This window comes from Aquipseudomonas alcaligenes NBRC 14159 (assembly GCF_000467105.1).
Lineage (GTDB): Bacteria > Pseudomonadota > Gammaproteobacteria > Pseudomonadales > Pseudomonadaceae > Aquipseudomonas > Aquipseudomonas alcaligenes.
This window is the reverse complement of sequence record NZ_BATI01000047.1, coordinates 1-19,568: the sequence shown is the minus strand read 5'-3', so window position 1 is coordinate 19,568 and position 19,568 is coordinate 1. Positions and strand designations below refer to the sequence as shown.

Here is a 19,568-nt window from a genome sequence, read left to right as displayed (position 1 = left end):
GGGATTCACTTCTGCATCGAGGCGGCTTGCGCCATGGCCAGGCCGAGTTGATAGGCCGAGTCAAACCAGACACTATCGAACTGGCGAGCATTTCTGAGGCTGAACAGGCGTGCCGGGTCGGCTTGCCATTGCCGTCCACGGCCGGCATAAGTATCGAAGGCGGCCATGAAGGGCAGCATGACCGTGGCTAGCTTGAAGTCGTTGGCAGGGAGCTTGCTGCAGCGGAGAAGCATGTGCCCATGGGGCGTTTTCAGGAAGGCTCCAACATCCGTATTGCCGCTGCCGGGATACTGATGGGTTTCGGCAGGGTTGCGCCGGAACATCTGCTGCATGGCTGAGTTCTCGCCATCAAACAGGTGCGACTGCCAGGCGGTGGTGAGTACCGCTGGGTTTTTCAGGAAGAGCCCCACATCTCGGCTTTGTAGATCGAAAGAACGGTGCAGGCCCTGATCGAAGATGAAGTGCAGTGCTGGCTGCCAGCGGGACAGAAACTGGCTCTTGCTCTGGATGTCGTTGCGGATCAGTGACAGCAGGCGCGGATCGTCGGCGGCTAGCTGCTGGCGCAGTGTCGCGAAGGTGTCGAACCAGTGCTCCGGGGCGATCAGCAGCCACTCGAAGGGCAGCTCACAGGGCAGGCGCTCGGCCAGACGGCTGGAAAAGTCGTCTAGCAACAACGTGGCCATGGCAAGCGCCTGCGGCTCACGGATCAGTGCTTGGCAGATATCCAAACTTGCTAGCGGAAGATGGTGAAGCCGGTCCAGCAGCAGTTCCAGAATCTGCCAGTCCTCGACCTTAGGGTCTGCGGCCATCAAGCGCAGCGTGGCCCTTAGCAGGTGCATGCGCTCTTCGCCATTGGCCTCGCAGAGCGCCTTTCTCAGCGGGCTCAGGGGTTTTGAGAGGTCGTTCGCGGTCGACGGCACGATTGTCGGACGGCTGTGTAGTGGAGAGTCATCGCGGGTGTATAGGAGCCAGGGGCCTACGGCATCGTCCGGCAGGCTGACCTTCCAGTTACCGGTGAACACCTGCTCGGAGAAATGTAGTGGCAGACTGACGGGGTCATGTTCCGGCTCGGCCAGCGGCAGGCCATGAACCAGATCCTCGGCCTCTTCCTGATCGAGCAGCAGGTCGCGACCGCCATCGCTTAGGGACGCCATCTCGCGGTCGCTGTGTAGGCGAAGTTGAGTCGAGTAGCGACCCACCTGTAGGCGAGCATGTGTTTGGTGGGAGTGGATCAGCTCTAGCTGCACGACATGATCGAGCCTTGGGTGGCAGGACAGCATCTGCTGGATCGCTGGTATCAGCTCGAACAGGCGGATTTCGCGAATACCTGTATAGCGAATTTCCTGAGACAGGGTGGATCGCGAGGCATCGCCGCTAGACGTCAGACGCACCAGCCAATTTTCGGCTCCCTGGGCTGACATCAGCAGAGCACGGCAGCCGACCAGGTCCTCGATGGTCAGGGCCTGATTCGATTTGAGCTGGATGCCGTTGCGTAGCAACGTAACGCCATAACCGGGGAACGGTAGCGTGAGCCTTTGCTCCCCGTCGGGCCACTGCAGACAGAGCGGAACCGTGGTGGCCGGCCGGCTGCCAATGCTCTTCAGTTGTAGGATCAGAGCTGCCCCATCGTGATGGCGCTTCAGTTCGATCTGTTCGTTCTCGCAGTGGACGGGAATGTCAGGCCAGAGACGGAGACGAACACTGCCCTCAAATGGACTGGCACCCGGGACGTATGCGATGGACGCATCTTCCGGGAGAAGCACGGCGCGGTTGTTCATCAAGCGCTGACCATCCTTACGCCAGGTCAACCGGCACAGTCCTGGGGCTTTGGCTTGGGCGAGGCTGACCTCCTTTCCTTGCGCTCGAACAAACAATTCATGGGCCGGCGCATGGCTAGTGAAGCCCGTTGCCTGTTCGATTCGCAGGCGTGGTTTACCGCGGAACAGCAGTCCCGGTACGGAGAGTACCTCTAGGCTGTCACCCTGCCAGTAAGCCTCGGGGTGGTGGGAAGCGCTGGTGCTGATGGTGACAATGAACGGTTGTTTTCGATAGGTAAGTCGGGTTACGCCTGCCGGAAGCTCTATCAGCACTTGTTCATCGGCAAGGCAGTCGTAAAGCTCGCGAGCCTCACCCTCTTCAGAAAATACGATGGTTTTTGCTGGCATGAGCGCCAGTGCCGACTCCCCCTTGACCAGCGCATCGCCTTGCGCGAGCAAGCGGGCAAAGGGATAGGCGTTCTCGAAGATTAGCGGCTCGTCAGGGCTCAAGGCTTCGCCGCCGGGCAGGTTGGCGATGTGCAGGGTGGCACCCCACCGACTAACAATCAGCTGTGCGGGTTCGTGAAGACTGCGAATTGTCGGTAGTGGCCTAGCGATAAGCTGATATTCCTCACCCCTAAGCAGGGCTTCGCCGACCAAATACTCCCTTTCACCGATGCGTAGCAGTAACTGAAAGTGTGGCGGCAGCGCTGCGCCGGTTGTTCCCAATGCCTCTGCAACCTGTTCGCGCGCTGCCTGTGCCTGCATCGCGAAAGACAGCTCGTAGACGGGGGCAGAGCCATCGGAACTGAAGCGCAGGCCTCGTTGTATCTGGAAAGGGGGGCGCCGAGACTGGGGCGTTATACTGACTATCCCCTTGACCAAACCCTTGATCAGGCTGGCTGCGGCCTGAGAGTCGAGTGCGATAGGAAAGAGCTCTTCCCATTGTGGGCACTCTTCTCGCAGTTTGGAGATCGGATCGTGGGCGCCCTGTAAGGAATAGGTCTTGCGGATGTGCAGCACCGCCTTGACCAGATTTTCGAGCAGTTCGTAGACCGGCGCCTGCTGGTAGCAGGCCGGCAAAAGTGCGGCCTGGGCCTCTATGGCCTGGTGCACTTGTTCATCGTGGAGGTTGTAGCGAAGCGCCTGCTCACTCACCATCCGCAGGAGACCCGATAGCCCGCCTTGAGCCGACTCGACGAGCCGCATTGGCAGACCGCCATTGACCGCGACCAGACCAATGAAACGTTTGCCTTCACTTTTTATAGTGGTTTGCAGACGCCACTGACGACGCCCGTCAATTACCAGGCTGCGGGTCTTCTCGTGAGATACCTTTCTCTGGCCGGCTGCCTCGCACAGTGGTCCCCAACGCCATGCTCCCCCTGGATATTCGCGCTTCCACCATTCGGCCGCAAAGAGTAGCCAGGCCTGGGCATATTCGGGGTGCGCGTGTTGCCCCAGGTTGAGCCCATGCAAGAGCTGACGCAGTGTCTCGAATTCTTCTGATGAGGTCTTATAGGCGAATAGGGGGCGACCATCCGGCTCTTGCAGTCCACGCCTAGATAAAAAATCTGAAATCCATTGGACAAGCGGCACACATAATTCCTTTTTTGTGAACGAGTGAGCTGCCTCAAAGGCTGTCCTTGGATCGTGTCCTTTTTTCAATCTCAAAACAAGGCGACGGATTCATCCGGCTTGTGGGGTCTGGAGATCAAGTGCATTGATGGATGCACGTGAATCAACAGATGCTCAGCCTCCGTTCAGCAAGGCAGCCGCCATACCGTCCAGACGTTTTTTTGTCTTTTCCCAATGCGGCATGACCTGCTGCATAAGGCGGTAGAACCGCTCACTGTGGTTGTGTTCGGCGATGTGACAAAGCTCATGCAAGATCACATAGTCAATGCACTCGCGGGATGCTTTAACCAAGTGGGGGTTGAGCGTGATACGACCCGCAGGTGAACAACTACCCCACTGTGTTTGCATGCTTAGGATGCGCAGTGGTGGTTTGGCTGCAACCCAAAGGGCTTGTTGCAAGACAGCATCTAGACGTCGATCAAACACCTCACGGGCGCGAGCTTTGTACCAGGCGTAAAGGAGTTCGCGGATCTTGTCTGCCGACTTGACCCGAACAGAAACCTCAAGCTTGCCCCGCAACAAACGCACCTGCTGTATCTCATCAGGCGCCTCAATCACCTTGAGCACATACTGCTTGCCCAAGTAGTAGTGGCTTTCCCCGCTGATGTACTGCCGCGGGCGAACGTGCGTTAGCTGAGCACGGAACTCACGAAGCTGCTCATAGATCCAGCGACCGCGTCGCTTCAGCGCGGCCAATACCTGTTCATCGCTGGCGCCATCCGGCGCACTGACGCGCACGCGGCAGTCTGGATCGACCTTGATCAGAATGCGTGAAACCTCGCGAGCCCTTCGCGCCCTTTCAACCTGTATCAACTCATCGGCATAGTGAAAGCTCAGCCAGCTCGACACTGCGGAGGCAGGTGGAGCACTCATGACGATGGGTACACTCATAAGCCGGACAAGCCTACTCGCGTGATTTGCACCACCCACTCAACCATGGCCTTCGCCTGATCCATGCCAGCGCCCACCGCTTTGCACTCCTTGAAGAGCAGCGGCAGTAGCTTCTTGCGAATATCGCTCTCGATATTTTGTGGGTTGATTGAATGCTCAGCCACTGAGGTCATGACCATTTCATCCAGGCTGAAAGCCAGTTTTACCCAGTGCTTCTGTGCCTGTTCGTCAGCTGAAACCAAGGCCTCAGGAAGGCTCTTCTTGAAAATGCCGAAGTACGCCTGAGCATGCCGGTTACCCGCAAACACATCGGGCAGATCATCGAGCTTGCGGGCCTGCACCTGTTGCTCAAATTCGTGGAATAGCAGGTATTGCTTTAGCGGGTGATCAAATAGCTTTGCCGCCTCCTCGATGGCCTGGCGCAGCAGTTTGGAGAACGCCTCTTGGGCGTAGGGGTCATCACGCAACTCCTGCTCAATCATCTTGCTGACACGGGTCTTGATGATGTCTGTTTCGTTGCGCGTCTTTTCCTCGCTCCACTGTTCAGGCTTTTGCTGCCCCATCTTGCCGACTTCATAAACCCCGCCGGGGTCTTTCACCTCGACGCCTACCACATGCTTATCCAGCAGCTTACGTACCTGCTCGGCATACTGGTCGTAGTTCACCGTTTCACCGGCATCTTGTTTGGCGAGTTGGCGCAGACTGGAGAACTGTTTAAGGGTTTCCTTGTAATGAGCGCGGTCGGCATCGCTGAAGCTGGTGTCCTCGAAGAAGGATGCTGACTGCAAAGCGACCTTTAGGCAGGTAGCGAACTCGGTCAGAGCTTCGTAGAAGTCGTCGCGTACCTTGAGATTCACATCAACCAGCTCCCCATCGCGCTCTTGCATCCTGGGCACCAGCACTTGGCGTAGCTGTTCGATATCACCTTTGTTTTTCACATCGGAGAAGATCGCCCAGAGGTTCTTATGCAGCTGGGGTAGCCGTTTGTACTCGCTGCTCATCTGGTTGTAGAGGCCAGCGATGTCATTGATGTCATAGCCGCCCTGGGTGCGCGAGGCCAGATCCTGATACTTTTGGATCGTGGTATCCAGCTCGGAAAGGATGCCCCTGTAGTCGATCAGCAGGCCGAACTTCTTTAGTGGATGCAGACGGTTTACCCGAGCAATCGCCTGGATCAGGTTGTGCTCCTTAAGTGGCTTGTCGATGTAGAGCACGGTGTTCTTCGGCTCATCGAATCCCGTCAGCAGCTTGTCCACCACAATCAGGAGCTTGAGTGAGTCATCCTTGTCGAATCGCTCTATCAATTGCTTGGTGTAGGTCTGCTCATCCGTGCTGCCGACGTTTTTCTTCCACCACTGGGTTACCTCGGGAGAGGCCGCCTCATCCACATCGGTGTTGCCCTCACGGCTATCCGGCGGGCTCATCACAACGGCGCTCTCGAACAAGCCTGCCTCATCCAAGTACTGCTTGTATTTGATTGCCGAGGCCTTGCTGTCGCAGGCCAATTGACCCTTCAGCCCCTCGTCGATGTTCTTCACGAAGTGGTTAGCAATATCTAGAGCTATCAGGCGAATACGGTCATCCGCGCTATAGATTTGCCCCTTCTTGGCGAACTTGCGCTTGAGGTCGGCTTTCTGCTGCTCGTTTAGCCCTTCAGTGATTCGCTCAAACCAACTGTCGATGGCGCGCGCATTTACATCCAGATCAGGTATCCGCTCTTCATAGAGCAACGGTGTCACAGCCTGATCCTCCACTGCGCGCTGCATGGTGTAGGCATGCACGATGGGGCCAAACTTGTTCGTCGTCTTATCGTCCTTGAGCAGCGGTGTGCCGGTAAACGCGACAAAGGCCGCATTGGGCAGCGCCTGCTTCATGCGGATATGGTTTTCACCGCCTTGGCTACGGTGACCCTCATCGATAAGCACGATGATGTCGGCACTGGTGTTCACGCACTGTGGCAGCTTGGTAGCGCTGTTGAACTTCTGGATCAGCGAGAAAATGATGCGCTCGTTGCCCTTACCGATTTGCTCAGCCAAGCGCGTGCCGGAAGTGGCCATGGCAGCCTCGCGATCCTTCTTGCCAGCCAGTTCGCCACCCGAGGCAAACGTTTTGCTCAGCTGGCTTTCCAGGTCAACCCGGTCGGTGACCACCACAATGCGGCACTGCTTGAGAGAGTCATGCAGGATCAGCGCCTTGCTCAGAAAAACCATGGTGAATGATTTGCCCGAGCCGGTTGTATGCCAGATGACACCACCTTCACGACCACCGTCTTTGCGTTTCTGATTGATCCGTTCAATCAGCCGTTTGATGCCGAAAACCTGTTGGTAGCGCGCGACGATCTTGCCGGCCTTCTTGTCGAACAAGGTGAAGAAACGAGTCATCTCCAGCAGCCTGGCTGGGGATAATAAGCTAATGAGCAACTGATCTTGGCCTGTCAGTGCGAGCTCGCCGCCAGCGATCAGGTTTTCGTACCAGTGCAGATCAGCCGCTGGGCGATGGCTGAAAATTGCCGCCTTCTGCACACCAGTCAGTTGGCGATTCTTTAGCGTGTACAACTCAGAGGTAGAGATATCCTCTTCGCGCCAGGCCGCCCAGAACTTAGCTGGCGTGCCGCAGGTGGCATAGCGCCCATCGCTGCCATTGATCGACAGCAGTAGCTGGCTATAGGCGAACAGTTTGGGAATTTCGTCATGGCGCTGGTTGCGCAGGCTTTGCGAAACGCCTTCGTCGATTGTCGGGCCTTTTTGTGTGTTGCCATCCGGGCGCTTGGCCTCGATTACGACCAGAGGAATGCCGTTGACGAAGCAAACGATATCCGGCCTGCGCGCTTCAACACCGCCGCTGCGTAGCACGCGAAATTCTTCAGTGAAGATAAAACTGTTGTTGGTTGGATTGTGCCAGTCGATCAGCGCCACGGTTGGGCTGGCCTTTTTACCATCCACGAACTCCGTCACCGAGATGCCATACAGCAGATGGTTATAGAGCCGTTCGTTTGCAGCCATCAATCCTTCATTGAGTGCAGGGCTACAGACTTCGTTGACCAGATTGTCGATTGCCTTGGGCGAAAGTGGATACTCATTCCCACCGAACAGGAAGCGACGCTTAGCCAGTTGCTCGCGCAGAACATCGCGGAGAACGACCTCATCGCTCTTCCCCGCTCGTGCGGACAGCGCCTGTTCGGGTGAGAGGAACTCCCAACCGAGATTGCACAGCAGTGCCAGCGCCGGAAGCTTTGCGCTGTATTCTTCCTGAAATTTTGGGGCAGGGGTCACGGGGTAATTCCTTCTTCTTCCGGGGCACGCGCGGTGGCGGCTCGCGAGCGATCAGCGTTTCTTTTTTTGGCTGCTCAGGCGCTTTTCCAGACGCTCAAGCTCTGCCAGCTCTTGAGTATCGGCGGCTAGGGCTTCGGCTTGTCGGCGGTGCTGATCGAACTGCTCATAACGCTCATGCGCCACCTGTTTCATCTGCTCATGACTGATGCTGCCAGCGGTGCGCAGTAGCGGTTGCTCGTTAAAGGCCATAAAGCTGTCGATGTATTGCCGCCAATCGGCGAGCATCAAGTGCTTACGCTGCTCAGCGCGTAGCTCGGCGAAGTCGAGGAACATGCCGACCAGGCGATTGAGCTGGTCTAGCTCCTCGGCGTTCAGGTAGTTCTTGGCAACCACAACATCAGCCTTGCGCACCCGGTCGCCCTTGAAACTAAGTAGGTTCATATTGGGTGCGCTGGCATCGGCGCGCTGCACGATCAGCTCGGCGGCGGTGTGGCCGGTAACGGCGAAGAACAGCTTGTTCTGCACTTCGGCAAACAAGCGGGCGGTGTCCTGCTCATTGGCGCGGTAATCCTCGGCCAGGGTGAAGAGATCACGTACCTTTTGGTAGAAGCGCTTCTCCGAGGCCCGTATGTCACGGATGCGCTTGAGCAGCTCATCGAAGTAGTCCCAGCGGGGCTCCTTCAATCGGGCGTCGTCCATCACGAAGCCCTTCTGCAGGTACTCACTCAGGGAGCGGGTGGCCCACTGACGAAACTGGGTGCCACGCGTTGAGCGCACCCGGTAGCCCACGGCGATGATCATCGGCAGAGCGTAGAGGTGGGTCAGGTAGTCTTTGCCATCGGCGGCAGTAGTAAACTTCTGGTTTACAACTGCCCCTTCAGCCAGCTCCCCATCAGCGATGATGGCCTGGATATGCTTGCCGATATTCTGCTTGGTGGTCTGGTACAGCTCGGCCATTTCCAGTTGCGTCAGCCAGACCTGACCATCCATTTCGCGCAGGGTGAACTGCGCCAGACCATCGTCCGTGCTGTAGAGAATCAGGTCGCCACTTGCCATATCAGCCGTTCGCCTCCGCAATGGTGCGGTCTGCAACTACCTTGTCGATCATCGCCTTTACGGCGCGGTCGATAGCCGAGCCATCGGTGTAGTCGGCGGTGGTCGCCAGATTGGTGCGCCCCTCCTTAACCAGCTTGAGCGCTTTGTCGCGGGCACCGCGTTTGCCTTTGCCGTAGACAGCAATCGAGTGGCCACCCTGGTTCTTGACCAGGCGCATGGAGGGGATGTCGGTCTCTCCGTCGCCGATAAACACCATATTGCTGAACGGAACAGGCCGCTCGGCGGGTTCGACGAATTTGTTGATCACCGAGTTATCGTGCACATCCAGGCTGCCCTTGTTGATGCGGAACAGATACTGGGTCTTGGTGGTGTAGTTCACCGCCAAGGCTGGCCAGTGCGCGACATCGTTATGGTCGTACATAAAGCCAGAGGCATACACACGGGTGAAATGTTTGTTGATCGGAGTGCCCTCGATCATCTCGCGCAGCCCCGACGAGATGATGAAGTGCTCGACCTTAACGCCCCTTGCGCGGCCATAGTCAGTGATGCGTTTGAACCAGTCCTGCACCCCCGGATAAAGCTGGATATGTGCGCCGAAATCGGCAAAGTTCTTCTTGCGCACCGGAACCCGAGCGGCCTGCGCCTTTTCGATCATCAACCGCATATAGGCCAGAATCTCGTCCGCCTGCTGCTCTTGCGCCATCGCCTTGGCCTCGCGCCAAAAATCGGCAGGCTTAATGCCCAGTGCTGGCACAAAGTCGTACTCCTGCATATTGCCGGGCGACAGGGTGCCGTCGAAGTCATAGGCGATCACAAAGGGGACGTGCTTCTTGGCCATTAGGCAACCTCCGGTTCATCTACCTTTACACGGCGCTTGCCAGTGAGTAGCTGCTGCATTAGAGCTTTCCTTTCCTGCTTAAGGCCGGCGAGCTGCAGTCGAAGGATTTCTATTTCGCGATCAGCGCTGGCCAGTACAGCTGCAATGGCCTTCTGCTCCTCAACGCCCGGAATACTCCATTTTATCTTCGCAAAATTAGAGTACTTAAGATTCCAAGTATCTGAGACTAGGCCTTGAGAGTGTCGATAAAAGGCATGCACAAGGGCTGGCAGCTTGAACAAGTAAGAGGCAAACAGCGGATCAACTTCTAGTTTCGGGGTCAAGACGGTATAGGCAGGGCTAACCAACCCCTCCAGCGTTGAAAGCCCCGAAACACCCTGCCACATACGCATGGTGTTGTAGCCGATATCGCCGGGGCAGATGCGCAGATACTTAGATTTGTCGGATTTTGATGTGTCCTTGCGGCCAGTTTCATCACGGTCAATAACCCCTTCCTCCGCGGTAATTGAGAGCAAAGGCAGCTTGATAAATCCAATTTCCACGCGCTCTTGGAAGGCCTCACCAAGCCTAATATCTCGCCATTTCATCGAGAAGCCAGGCAAGCGTTTCTTGCCACTCAAAAGTTGTTGTATCAGCGATTTCTTCTGCTGTTTGTTGTTTTCGAGTAGTCGCTCACTAGTCGTTATGGCTTGATCCCAAGTGGATAAAATTTCAGCGATCTTTTTTTGCTCGGCAAGAGGCGGCAATCTAAAGGCAATATCACCCAAAATTTGCTGGCTGAGGTTGGAGATATTTGTACCTCCGCCGCTTTCGGAGAACTGCCTCTTAATCATTTCTGATCTAGTCAGAAATGAGGCATACTCTGGATGAATTTTATCTTTATTAACTCTGCCGCGAATAGTAAACCCAGAGAACGATAAGCGTTCGCTAACCTTAGGGAAGTAGAGGCACCTTCCTATGAGGTCTTTATTGCCATTCGACCGGACAAACAACAGATCCCCATCCTGCAGCAGGTCATCGGGACTCAAGTTTGAAGAAATTCTAATAACCTCAAGGTCCGTAGTGCTCCTCAGCTCAGAGAGATCTTTAAAATCTTTAACTCCGACTATTTTAACCGCCTCACCAGTATCGCCTCGTGTAAAGTTGAGGCCATTTCTAAAGGTGGCTATGTTTCCGAATCGCTCATTTCTCCATCCTTCAGGCATCATAACCCAGCTCCCTTAGGTAAGTGTCCATGGCAATTTCCAGTTCCGCTAACTTTGCTTTAAGTTGCGCGCGCTCTTTACGAACAGCCATCAGGTTGACTTCTTTTTCTTCCTCAAATGTATCCACATAGCGTGGGATATTCAGGTTGTAATCGTTGTCGCGGATTTCTTGTAGACTGGCGCGATGGCTATATTTGTCCGAATTGATGCGATGGCGGTAGGTGAGCAGGATATTATTAATCTGCTCTTCACCCAGCACGTTTTGGTTTTTACCGGATTTAAAATCACGACTAGCGTCGATAAACAGCACGTTTTCATCAGTCTTGGCTTTGCTGAAAACCAAGATCGCAGCGGGGATGCCGGTGCCGTAGAAGAGCTTCTCCGGTAGGCCGATCACGGCATCCAGCAGATTTTCTTCGATCAACTTCTGGCGAATCTTGCCCTCGCTGGAGCCGCGGAACAGCACGCCGTGAGGCACGATCACTGCCATGCGCCCGGTCTTGGCCTTCAGGGTTTCGATCATGTGCAAGATAAATGCGAAGTCGCCCTTGGTTTTCGGCGGGATGCCGCGCTTGAAGCGCCCAAACTGATCGTGTTCGGCTTCGTCATGGCCCCACTTGTCGAGTGAGAAAGGCGGGTTGGCGGTGACGATATCGAATTTCAGCAGTTGCCCATTGGTATCGAGCAGCTTGGGGTTACGCAGGGTGTCACCCCACTCAATCTTGTGGTTGTCCTCGCCGTGGAGAAACATGTTCATCTTCGCCAGCGACCAAGTGGAGCCGATGGCTTCCTGGCCGTAGAGGGCGTATTGCTTGCTGTTGTGATGCTCGCGCACCTTGCGCCCGCACTTCATCAGCAGCGAGGCCGAGCCGCAGGCCGGGTCGCAGATGCTGTCGCCCGGCTGCGGGTCGAGCAGCTCGGCGATCAGCTCGGAAACTTCCGGCGGGGTGTAGAACTCACCAGCTTTCTGCCCGCCGCTGGCGGCGAAGTTTTTGATCAGGTACTCGTAGGCGTTGCCGATCACGTCCAGGCTGCCGACGCGGGATGGTTTGAGGTCGAGCTCTTCACGGGCGAAGTCTTCGAGCAGGTGGCGCAGGATGGTGTTCTTCTGCTTCTCCTCGCCCAGCTTGTCGGTGTTGAAGGAGATATCCTGGAATACGCTCTTGCCGGCATCCTTGAGCTTGGTGCCGTTGGCTTCTTCAATGGCATGCAGTGCCTGATCGATGCGCTCGCCATTGCCCGGCTCATGACGCCGATCGTAAAGGGCATAGAAGCTGGCATTACGCGGCAACACGAAGCGCTCGTTCTTGAGCATCTCCTCGATCAGTTCCGGCTCATCGCCGTATTCCATCCTGTAGCTATCGTAGTGGTCCTGCCAGACATCGCTGATGTACTTGAGGAACAGCATGGTGAGGATGAAGTCTTTATAGGTGTCCGCACTGATGGTGCCGCGGAAGGTATCGCAGGCAGCCCACAGCGCCTTGTTGATGTCGTCCTGGTTTACTTTGTCGCTCATGGTTCAATCCTTAATAAGGTGCTGGTAAATGCCTTGCAGCATTTGCTCTCTGTTGGTTTGCAGGCGTGTGATCAGCTCATCCTCTTCGTCCCATAGCGCTTGCAGAGCAATCAGCTTCTGCTGAGTGGCGAGTGGTGGAAGGGGAATCTTCATATCCATCAAGGACGCTTTGCTGATGGCCTGAATCGCACTGCCGCTGCGCTCAAGGCTTCGCTGGCTTTGAGGCAGGTTGATGAGCCAGCACAGGTATTCGGGTAAAACGTCCTGTTTTTTTGTGCTGACAATAAAGAACTGGCTGGTGGCAACAACCGGTTGCTGACCTGTGAAGAGAGCCGCCTTGTTGTTATCGCCACGGGCGATCACCGCGATGTCGCCTGATTGGAGCAGCGGCGGAGAGGTACGCGCATCCCAACTGACGGCCGTTAGCGTGTCCGGCTCAATGGCCGAGCTTTGACGCAGATCCTTGATCTGCAGAACACGGATATCACCTGCTGGGTCATGCTCCAGCGCGCCGCGGAAGGTGTATCCGGAGCGGACATCGGCCACATCGCTCAATTTGAATGACGGGTTTGGCATAAGTAACTCTGGGTAGAAGCGCCATCCTTGGCGCAGGCGTTCATCAGGCTTCGCAACGCTGATACTGATTTTGTAACCACTGAGTTTTTTCGGCGTCCAGCCCAAACCAGGCGGCGTCTCCCTGCAGCCGGGTCACCAGCAGGCCGTCGTCAGCGTCCATTGCGGACCGGAGGTTATCTCTAACCTGGGCTGCAGACTGTTGCGTGGCGATGATCCAGGTGGATTCCAGGGCATGGCACCAAGTGCCATAGGCTTTGATGCGGTCATACAGGCTTTGGTAGTTACGCTGCTTACGCAGGTCATAAGCGATTTGGTACAGTTTCATAGCTTTAGCTCTCCTAACGGGTCAGTTATTGCAATCGCGGCAGGCTGCCACCTGCCGCACCTCATTTTTCTCTCCGTACAGTTCGTACTGAGATGATGGCGAGATCAATATCGCCTAGCCTCTTGCTGCTGTCAATATTTTTTATGCAGTAGGGACTCTATGGAGTTCGTGCTTGGGTCAGCGGTGCGTTCTCTTCTTTTCGCTTTTGCCGTCGCCTCGTCTGACCTAGCCGTTAGCGTGCGGCCCGATCCCCCTCACCCACAGCAAGCTGACTCGGGGCACGGAAAGCAGCGCCATACCCGCAAGCGTGCCGTCCTCATTTCCCAGTCTGGGATCTGACGAAATTTGCAGCATCTGCGTTAGCGCAGCGAAACATCGAGTTAACGTGTGCCTCGTAAGTAATTGGGAGCGCACGCTGATGAGATGGTTTTTCGTGGTGATGCTTTGCGGTGGCGCAGGTCTCTTGCTAAGCGCCCAATATCAAGTACCGCAATGGTTGCTTTGGCTGCTGCTGGCGCTGGGAACCACGATATGGGGCCTGGCCAAGTGGATGGAACGGCAGGAGGCCAAGACGGAGCGCAGCCATGATCGTGCACACTGACCCGGATTGGTCTGCATGGGATCTCCCAAGACTGCAGGCTTCGCAGCTTTCTCCTCGGCAAACACTGGTTGGCATTGCACCCTAACTGCGCGCTTGGTGGCGGGCGCTGGCGAGCCAGCGGCCCGGGACTTTACGTTTATGGCCAGGAGATAGCGAGATTGACCCTTCCTTATGAAAGAACCCGCGCCATTGTCAAAACCGAGGAATTCCTGCGTGAGCTATCCCGTCATACGGGATTACCGCAGGATATCCGCAGCTATGCGAAAAGCCTGCTCAGGCACTATCCCTCTGCGGCCCAGGTTTTCTCGCTGGGACGCCTTGAGGAATGCCTGGTGAATGAAGCGCTTGAAGTCGAATACCGACAACGAGTGATCGCCTTCCACCAGCCATTGCTCTGCTCTTCGCTGGATTCGACACAATAGCGATGCCCCGCTCCCATTCTGAACAGTCGGTATCTCACCTCGTCACGCAGCGTGTTAAGCGTCTGCGCAGGGGGAGGCCTTTCAGCATCAGGTGTCTTGCTGAGCTTGGTTCGAGCTCGGCCATCTCCAAGGCAGTCGCCCAACTGGTTCGCCGCGGTGAGCTTGTGCGTGTGTACCGTGGCATCTACATGCGGCCGAAAACCAGCCAATACACCGGCCGGGTTCGTCGTCCTGGGCCTTGGGACTTGTTGAGTCTGATTGCCAGGCAGAGTCGCTGGAAGCTGCAGATTCACGGTGCTGATGCAGTGAGGCAATTCGGGCTGAGCACACAGGTGCCGATCATTCCGATCTATTACACCAGCGGCCCCAGCCGATCACTATTTGTCGGGAAGGCGGAAATCAGGCTCGTGCATGCTGCTCCGATGGTCATGCAGTGCGCAGGAACCAGGGTTGGGGTAGCTATCAGTGCCCTCTACTATCTCGGTAAAGATGGCGCTACTCAGGAGTGCATCGATGCGATTAAAGCAGCACTCCACCCCGGAGAGCTGGCCACCTTGTGGGACTGCAATATGCCCAAATGGATGCGCGTGGCGCTAGCTGAATGAGCCTTGTCCATAGCCCTCCGTACGCGATCTTAAAGCTTGACTGATCGGGTATTTGGCAGTCAGCCATCTGATTAGACTGCCCGTCTTATCTGCTTTGAAGCGAGTCTGCGTTTTCTCGCTGGCTCGCCTTGATCCGCGCTTTGCGGATGTAATTCACTGATACACCCAGCTGGCGTGCAAGCTCGGCGTCGGAAACGACACCAAAAGCAGATGCAATTTCAGGTGTTATTTCTGGTACCAGACGTTTGTATGCCTGTATTCCAATCTCGTGACGTTTCTTTTTGACTGGAAAGTTGCTGATATCCAGACGATCAGCGACCTCGGTATCCGGCATCTGCCCGAGCATGGCAATGGCTTCATTGGTCCAGATGTCCTCAAGGGGTTTGAAGCGTTCGCGGACAGTCTTGGGTTCCTGAATTCTCAGCTCACCTCGCTTTCGCTTGATGCGCTTGATCGAAACTCCGAATTCTTGTGCCAGTTGATAGTTCGTTCTTGTAGCGAGTTGCGCAATCAATTCAGTCGGCAGCTCGATGTCTCTTGGGTGAAACTCTGGAATGCCGATTGAGTGGCGGTAACGCCTGACACTACTCGCTCCAAGACCAAAGCGCCGTGCTACTTCGCGGTCGCTCATCTTTCCGATGCATGCCTTCCAATCACCCATATGCGTGCTCCTAAAAACGAGATGTAGCCAGACAGTTTTTGCCTGACCTCGTATTCAGAGTGCGGTCGGACTACCCCTGATTTTCAGGTTGATGCGGTCGGTATTTGATATCGCCCCATTTCTTGGGCGTGTACGGCGCCCTTCTGATTACGGGTTCAGCGAAGACCATTTACTAGCTAAATCCGCGCATGCGCGGAAATTTGAGTGCTTTCCTTGATGGCATAGCTGCAGTGTGCTCGGCGATTTTCCGCGCATGCGCGGAATTAGCAAAAGCGGCCGTTGGCAAAGAGGTCAGTCACCACGTCAATTAGCGAACAAAAAATTTCGTCACAGTCCAATTCTCTCGCCTTAATCGGGGGCTCGCGCCTCGCATTGTCTAGTAGTCATATCACTAGAGAGAGGCGTCATGTTGACGATCAAATTACGCGACATCCAAGGAGTGCATCCCGAATTTTCTCGTATTGAGCGAGATCTGGATCTAGCTCCTGTAGGGGTTCCAGATGAGGCACTGATCCCCAAGGCTATGGCCGTGCGCATCAATATGCTCTACCCGTTGGTCGTCAGTAGGCCGGATGCGCTCTGTATCGGCCAGACGACGCTGTATCGATGGCTAAAAACATATATGGATCCAGAAACGCCGGTGCAGTGCATTGAATGGTCGAGGGGGCGAATCAAGGATTGCGCCTACCAACTCGTGCTGATTGAGCGCCTAGTTGCGCCTGCCCTGGCTCAGATTACGCCACAGCAGGTACGCGATTTATATGCGCATATAGAATCTGCAGCGGAGCAGTGGCCTCACGAATATCGCAGCCACGCCCATCTATCTCGGCTGGTCGGAGTAAAACCGCTTAAGGGCTGTGGGGGTGAGAAATGAGCAAGCGTGAAATTCTGCTTAACCTCGCCTCGGAGCAGGGGCAGTCACCTCGAGTTATCGGCGAAATCCTCAATCTGCTTGGTGCTCACCCTGAGCTCATTGACTTGCCACGTGCGATTGATCAGCTCCTACGAGTGCTCCGCGCATGCAGTGTTGGCCTGCCCATTGGTCTTGATAGCGCTGATGACGTCGTTTTGCATGAGGCCTGCAGATGGCTCATTTCCCTATCCCGCCAACCCAATATCCGAGTGCTTTTAGGCGAGCAGTTTTGGATGGGAAACAAAATGTCGGCAAGGAATCCTGTCAGCCAGCGAGGTGTAAAAATTTTTGGATTCCCCTATGCCTCTTTTCTGCACATATTGAGAGACTACGAGAATGGACAGGATTACGAGCGGCTACTCGCGCAGGTGCTCGTCGCAACTCAGAAAACCCCTACAGATCGCCACGTAGATCAGCGATACCGCGTTTACCTGGAGATAAGCAAACTTTGCGGATTGCGGTTCTTCACAATTCCCCCCGAACTAAAAATTTGGGGCACTACTGAAGAGTTCGTGGCGAGCTGCCGGGGTTTTTTGCCTAGTAAATCGAGTTCAGGTAACGCCAAGAGTTTTGCTGCTATCGCCCGGCTCGTACGTTATTGCAACGGCGATTCGCCGCGAACTGGTGGTGGCGGTGGCGGTTATCGAGGTAAACGCAAGCAAGATGACCAGCCAGATCTAATCCATTACATCACAGAGGATCCTCGCGGATTTGTCTTGGGTGACCCCGATGATCCTGACCAGCTACCCGGTCACTACGACATTCTGGGGGGACATACGGATACTGTTGAAGGTGATCTGGCGCCCGGAGAAATGAGCCCATCAACCGAGATTTGGGTACTGGATGATGACGGCTTTGAGCGGCCGTATGTTGCTGATCTGCTGGGCCAACAAAATGTCGAGGCGCATATTGTCCGCAGCCGACAGTTCCTGCCGTTTTCATATAACCAGCTCACGCTGAAGGAGTTGCGGAATTTGTTGTTTGGCGCTAGCGACCTATTCCACTCGTGCCTGCAAGAGCTTTCCTGCCCGAAAGATTTAGCTCGAATTCAGCTCAGAATGGAAGGAATAGTTGCTCTGCATATCAGTCTGTGGCTGGGCCAGTCGATGACGCAGGTCGTCCAGTTATCCATCGTTGATGATGAGACAGATGACGCCGATGGTCTGGCATTGATCCTCGGGGATTCGGTGCAGTTCAGTATGGTCGTCAGGCGCCCAGACCTCGCTGGCGACGATCGTTGGCAGGCCTCCTCGGGTGTCCGAGTCTCGCTGCTGCGAATTCTATTGCCCGATCTTGCGGGTAGTGCCCGGTTGGTAAAGCAGCTGCTCAAGGCATTTCCTCGCTCTGCCAACCAGGTATTCACGTATCAAACTGAGCAGCTGGACGCCGAGATCAAAGCACTGCTACTGGAATTGGGTGAAGACGACCGACGCTATACGCGAACCAAATTGCGCAGTTATTTGTTCCACCAGATAGTCGCTGATACTCTGGATGTAGCAGCAGCATCCATGCTGTCTGGCGTTGAAATCCCCTCGGCGCAAACCCCGCGCTATTACCTGCAGCTCGATGCCTGTCACCTTCGCAAAATTTACACCACCTCACTGGTAAGAGTGCTGACGCAGGTTTATGCCTGTGCTGGTCTCGCATATGAACATGTCAACCTAAATGCAGACCAACAGGGTGGGTTGGGAGCAACTCATTGCCTGCTGCCTACAACCATTGAGAGCAATGTCAGTGCAATGGCCAGGGTCTTGAGGAGGAAAACGAACGGGCGTCTCAGCGAGATGGTCGCTTGGCACAACTGTTTCACCCTCTGGACAGTGCAAATGTTTATGTTGGTCACTTCCTGTAGGGCGGTCCGCAACCCTCTGATGCTCATCGGCGAGTTTGATTCTGTGTTGGGCATGGGCGCGCTGTCAGACAAGGACTCTGGCGATCGTCATATGAGTCGGCTGATTTGCATGCCGCCGATGTTGAGGCGGCAAATAACAAGCTACTTCGCGCATTGCGCTTCTATCAGCCGACAATTCATTGGTTATCTGCCACAGGATGAGGAGGATCATCAGTGGTCGCGGGGGTTTTTCCTGCAGATTGGCCAGGCTGGAGTGCGCCGCGCTGAGATTACCCCGGGCAATATCTACGACCAGATGGGGCTGGTATCTGGCTACACCACGCATCGAGTCAATGCCCACCGGAAATTCATCCGCACGGAACTCACGGAGCGGGGCTGTCCTTCAGAAGCGCTGGCTGCGTTCATGGGGCACTGGCTCAGGGGTGAGGAGCCTCAGGACGCCTATTCGACGTTCTGCCCTGCGGTATACGCCAAGGTTCTAGATGAGTGGATTACCCCACTACTCAGGGAGCTTGGCTGGTCGGCTCTAAGCAGCCAGTGGGTGACAGAATGAATCTGCCCCGTCTAAACGATCAACAGGGCAGTGTTATCTGGTCGGCTCGGCCTCATGAGCCGGAATGGATGCCCGAGATGCGGGCGCTTCTGAAATCGATTGCCGAGAAGTCCGGGACGGCGTTCGGCAAATGGCTGTTGGGTGAATGCGCCATATCCGGGATCTCGACGACGCACGTCCGTGAACTGGAGGCACAGCTCGGCACAAATCACACGTTGCGCAACGTACTGCGCAGCATCACTCAGCGAGTCCGGGACCAAATCCCAGGATTTCCGCTGGCACGAATAGCCATTGCCGTCAGGCGTGCAGCAAACCCGATCAATCCTGACGTCTACACGGCTGAGCGAATTCAACGCAGCAGCCAACTGATTCACGCCCTGCAGCAGGGTCTGAAACTGGATATCGATGCGCTCAGCACGGATGAGCGCATTGGTCTGCTACTAATGAGTGCGGCCTACAACGGCGGATTGCTCGATGTGGCTCAGCTGAATGCCATGCTCAGTACGACGCCAGACAGCATCGAGTGGGTAGCGGGAATTCCCGAGATAAGTCTGCCGCTATCGATCCGCGGCAATGCCGTCGCTGAATTTCGGCAGTGGTTCCCTGATCCGGCAACGCTGGCTCTGTTGATACGCTGCGTGGATGATGTTCAAAAAAGCACCGGCAAACTAAAGCGTAGAAATTGGCACATGCGCTGTGTCTGTGCATTCCTGAAGAAGGTTGAGGTACCTGAACAGTATCATCCAGAGAATCCCAGCGACCTGTTTGATTTTCTAAGGATGCAAATGCAGTTGCGGCTGCCGCAGGTGCTGGTGAATTTTGCATGCCGCAAGGGTTTTGTCTCGCAGTCACTGCGCCCCTCATCTTGGGGCAATATTCTCCGCCTAGGG

At 55.5% G+C, this 19,568-nt stretch carries 15 protein-coding genes and 1 pseudogene; 6 read left to right on the top strand and 10 right to left on the bottom strand.

Features of this window, described 5'->3' with window-relative positions:
- Positions 1–5: 5 nt before the first annotated feature.
- The 9 genes from PA6_RS20225 to PA6_RS20185 form a co-directional block, all read right to left on the bottom strand.
- Positions 6–3,353: an STY4851/ECs_5259 family protein gene (locus tag PA6_RS20225; RefSeq protein WP_021702842.1), complete on the bottom strand. Its 3,348-nt coding sequence runs from the start codon at positions 3,351–3,353 to the stop codon at positions 6–8.
- A gap of 153 nt (positions 3,354–3,506) precedes the next feature.
- The gene (locus tag PA6_RS20220; protein ID WP_021702841.1) at positions 3,507–4,283 is read right to left on the bottom strand and encodes a M48 family metallopeptidase; all 777 of its coding nucleotides are present in this window, start codon (positions 4,281–4,283) and stop codon (positions 3,507–3,509) included.
- Complete coding sequence (locus PA6_RS20215; protein ID WP_021702840.1) at positions 4,280–7,555, bottom strand: type I restriction endonuclease subunit R; 3,276 nt, start codon at positions 7,553–7,555, stop codon at positions 4,280–4,282. Before PA6_RS20215 ends, PA6_RS20220 begins: the two co-directional genes overlap by 4 nt.
- A gap of 51 nt (positions 7,556–7,606) precedes the next feature.
- A complete protein-coding gene (locus tag PA6_RS20210) occupies positions 7,607–8,611 on the bottom strand; it encodes a virulence RhuM family protein (protein WP_021702839.1) in 1,005 nt (334 codons plus the stop codon).
- Position 8,612: 1 nt separating this feature from the next.
- Positions 8,613–9,449 (bottom strand): HAD family hydrolase, encoded by an 837-nt coding sequence (locus PA6_RS20205; RefSeq protein WP_021702838.1) that lies wholly within the window; start codon positions 9,447–9,449, stop codon positions 8,613–8,615.
- Positions 9,449–10,657 carry a restriction endonuclease subunit S gene (locus PA6_RS20200; RefSeq protein WP_021702837.1) on the bottom strand — a complete coding sequence of 403 codons (1,209 nt, stop codon included), beginning with the start codon at positions 10,655–10,657 and terminating at the stop codon, positions 9,449–9,451. Before PA6_RS20200 ends, PA6_RS20205 begins: the two co-directional genes overlap by 1 nt.
- Positions 10,647–12,170, bottom strand: a complete 1,524-nt coding sequence (locus tag PA6_RS20195; protein WP_021702836.1) for a type I restriction-modification system subunit M — start codon at positions 12,168–12,170, stop codon at positions 10,647–10,649. The genes PA6_RS20200 and PA6_RS20195 overlap by 11 nt, the downstream gene beginning before the upstream one ends.
- A 3-nt stretch (positions 12,171–12,173) precedes the next feature.
- The gene (locus PA6_RS20190; protein WP_021702835.1) at positions 12,174–12,746 is read right to left on the bottom strand and encodes a restriction endonuclease subunit S; all 573 of its coding nucleotides are present in this window, start codon (positions 12,744–12,746) and stop codon (positions 12,174–12,176) included.
- Positions 12,747–12,789: 43 nt separating this feature from the next.
- Positions 12,790–13,071, bottom strand: a complete 282-nt coding sequence (locus PA6_RS20185; protein WP_021702834.1) for a hypothetical protein — start codon at positions 13,069–13,071, stop codon at positions 12,790–12,792.
- Between the two features lie 418 nt (positions 13,072–13,489).
- On the opposite strand from PA6_RS20185, the gene PA6_RS20180 reads away from it, so the two are divergent.
- From PA6_RS20180 to PA6_RS20175, 3 genes are all read left to right on the top strand, one after another.
- Positions 13,490–13,672 carry a hypothetical protein gene (locus tag PA6_RS20180; RefSeq protein ID WP_043217148.1) on the top strand — a complete coding sequence of 61 codons (183 nt, stop codon included), beginning with the start codon at positions 13,490–13,492 and terminating at the stop codon, positions 13,670–13,672.
- 158 nt (positions 13,673–13,830) lie between these two features.
- Entirely contained in the window at positions 13,831–14,094 is a 264-nt protein-coding gene (locus tag PA6_RS23030) for a BPSL0761 family protein (protein WP_021702831.1), read from the top strand.
- A 2-nt stretch (positions 14,095–14,096) separates the two neighbouring features.
- Entirely contained in the window at positions 14,097–14,699 is a 603-nt protein-coding gene (locus tag PA6_RS20175; RefSeq protein ID WP_021702830.1) for a DUF6088 family protein, read from the top strand.
- 85 nt (positions 14,700–14,784) lie between these two features.
- On the opposite strand, the gene PA6_RS20170 is transcribed toward PA6_RS20175, so the two are convergent.
- Positions 14,785–15,360: a hypothetical protein gene (locus PA6_RS20170; RefSeq protein WP_021702829.1), complete on the bottom strand. Its 576-nt coding sequence runs from the start codon at positions 15,358–15,360 to the stop codon at positions 14,785–14,787.
- Positions 15,361–15,766: 406 nt separating this feature from the next.
- Between PA6_RS20170 and PA6_RS23025 the strand changes: the two genes are divergently transcribed.
- The 3 genes and pseudogenes from PA6_RS23025 to PA6_RS20160 all read left to right on the top strand — a co-directional run.
- Entirely contained in the window at positions 15,767–16,234 is a 468-nt protein-coding gene (locus tag PA6_RS23025; protein ID WP_003291356.1) for a hypothetical protein, read from the top strand.
- Positions 16,231–18,678 (top strand): hypothetical protein, encoded by a 2,448-nt coding sequence (locus PA6_RS24310; protein ID WP_021702828.1) that lies wholly within the window; start codon positions 16,231–16,233, stop codon positions 18,676–18,678. The genes PA6_RS23025 and PA6_RS24310 overlap by 4 nt, the downstream gene beginning before the upstream one ends.
- Before the next feature lie 68 nt (positions 18,679–18,746).
- A pseudogene (locus PA6_RS20160) lies at positions 18,747–19,568 on the top strand (hypothetical protein); the annotation flags it as partial.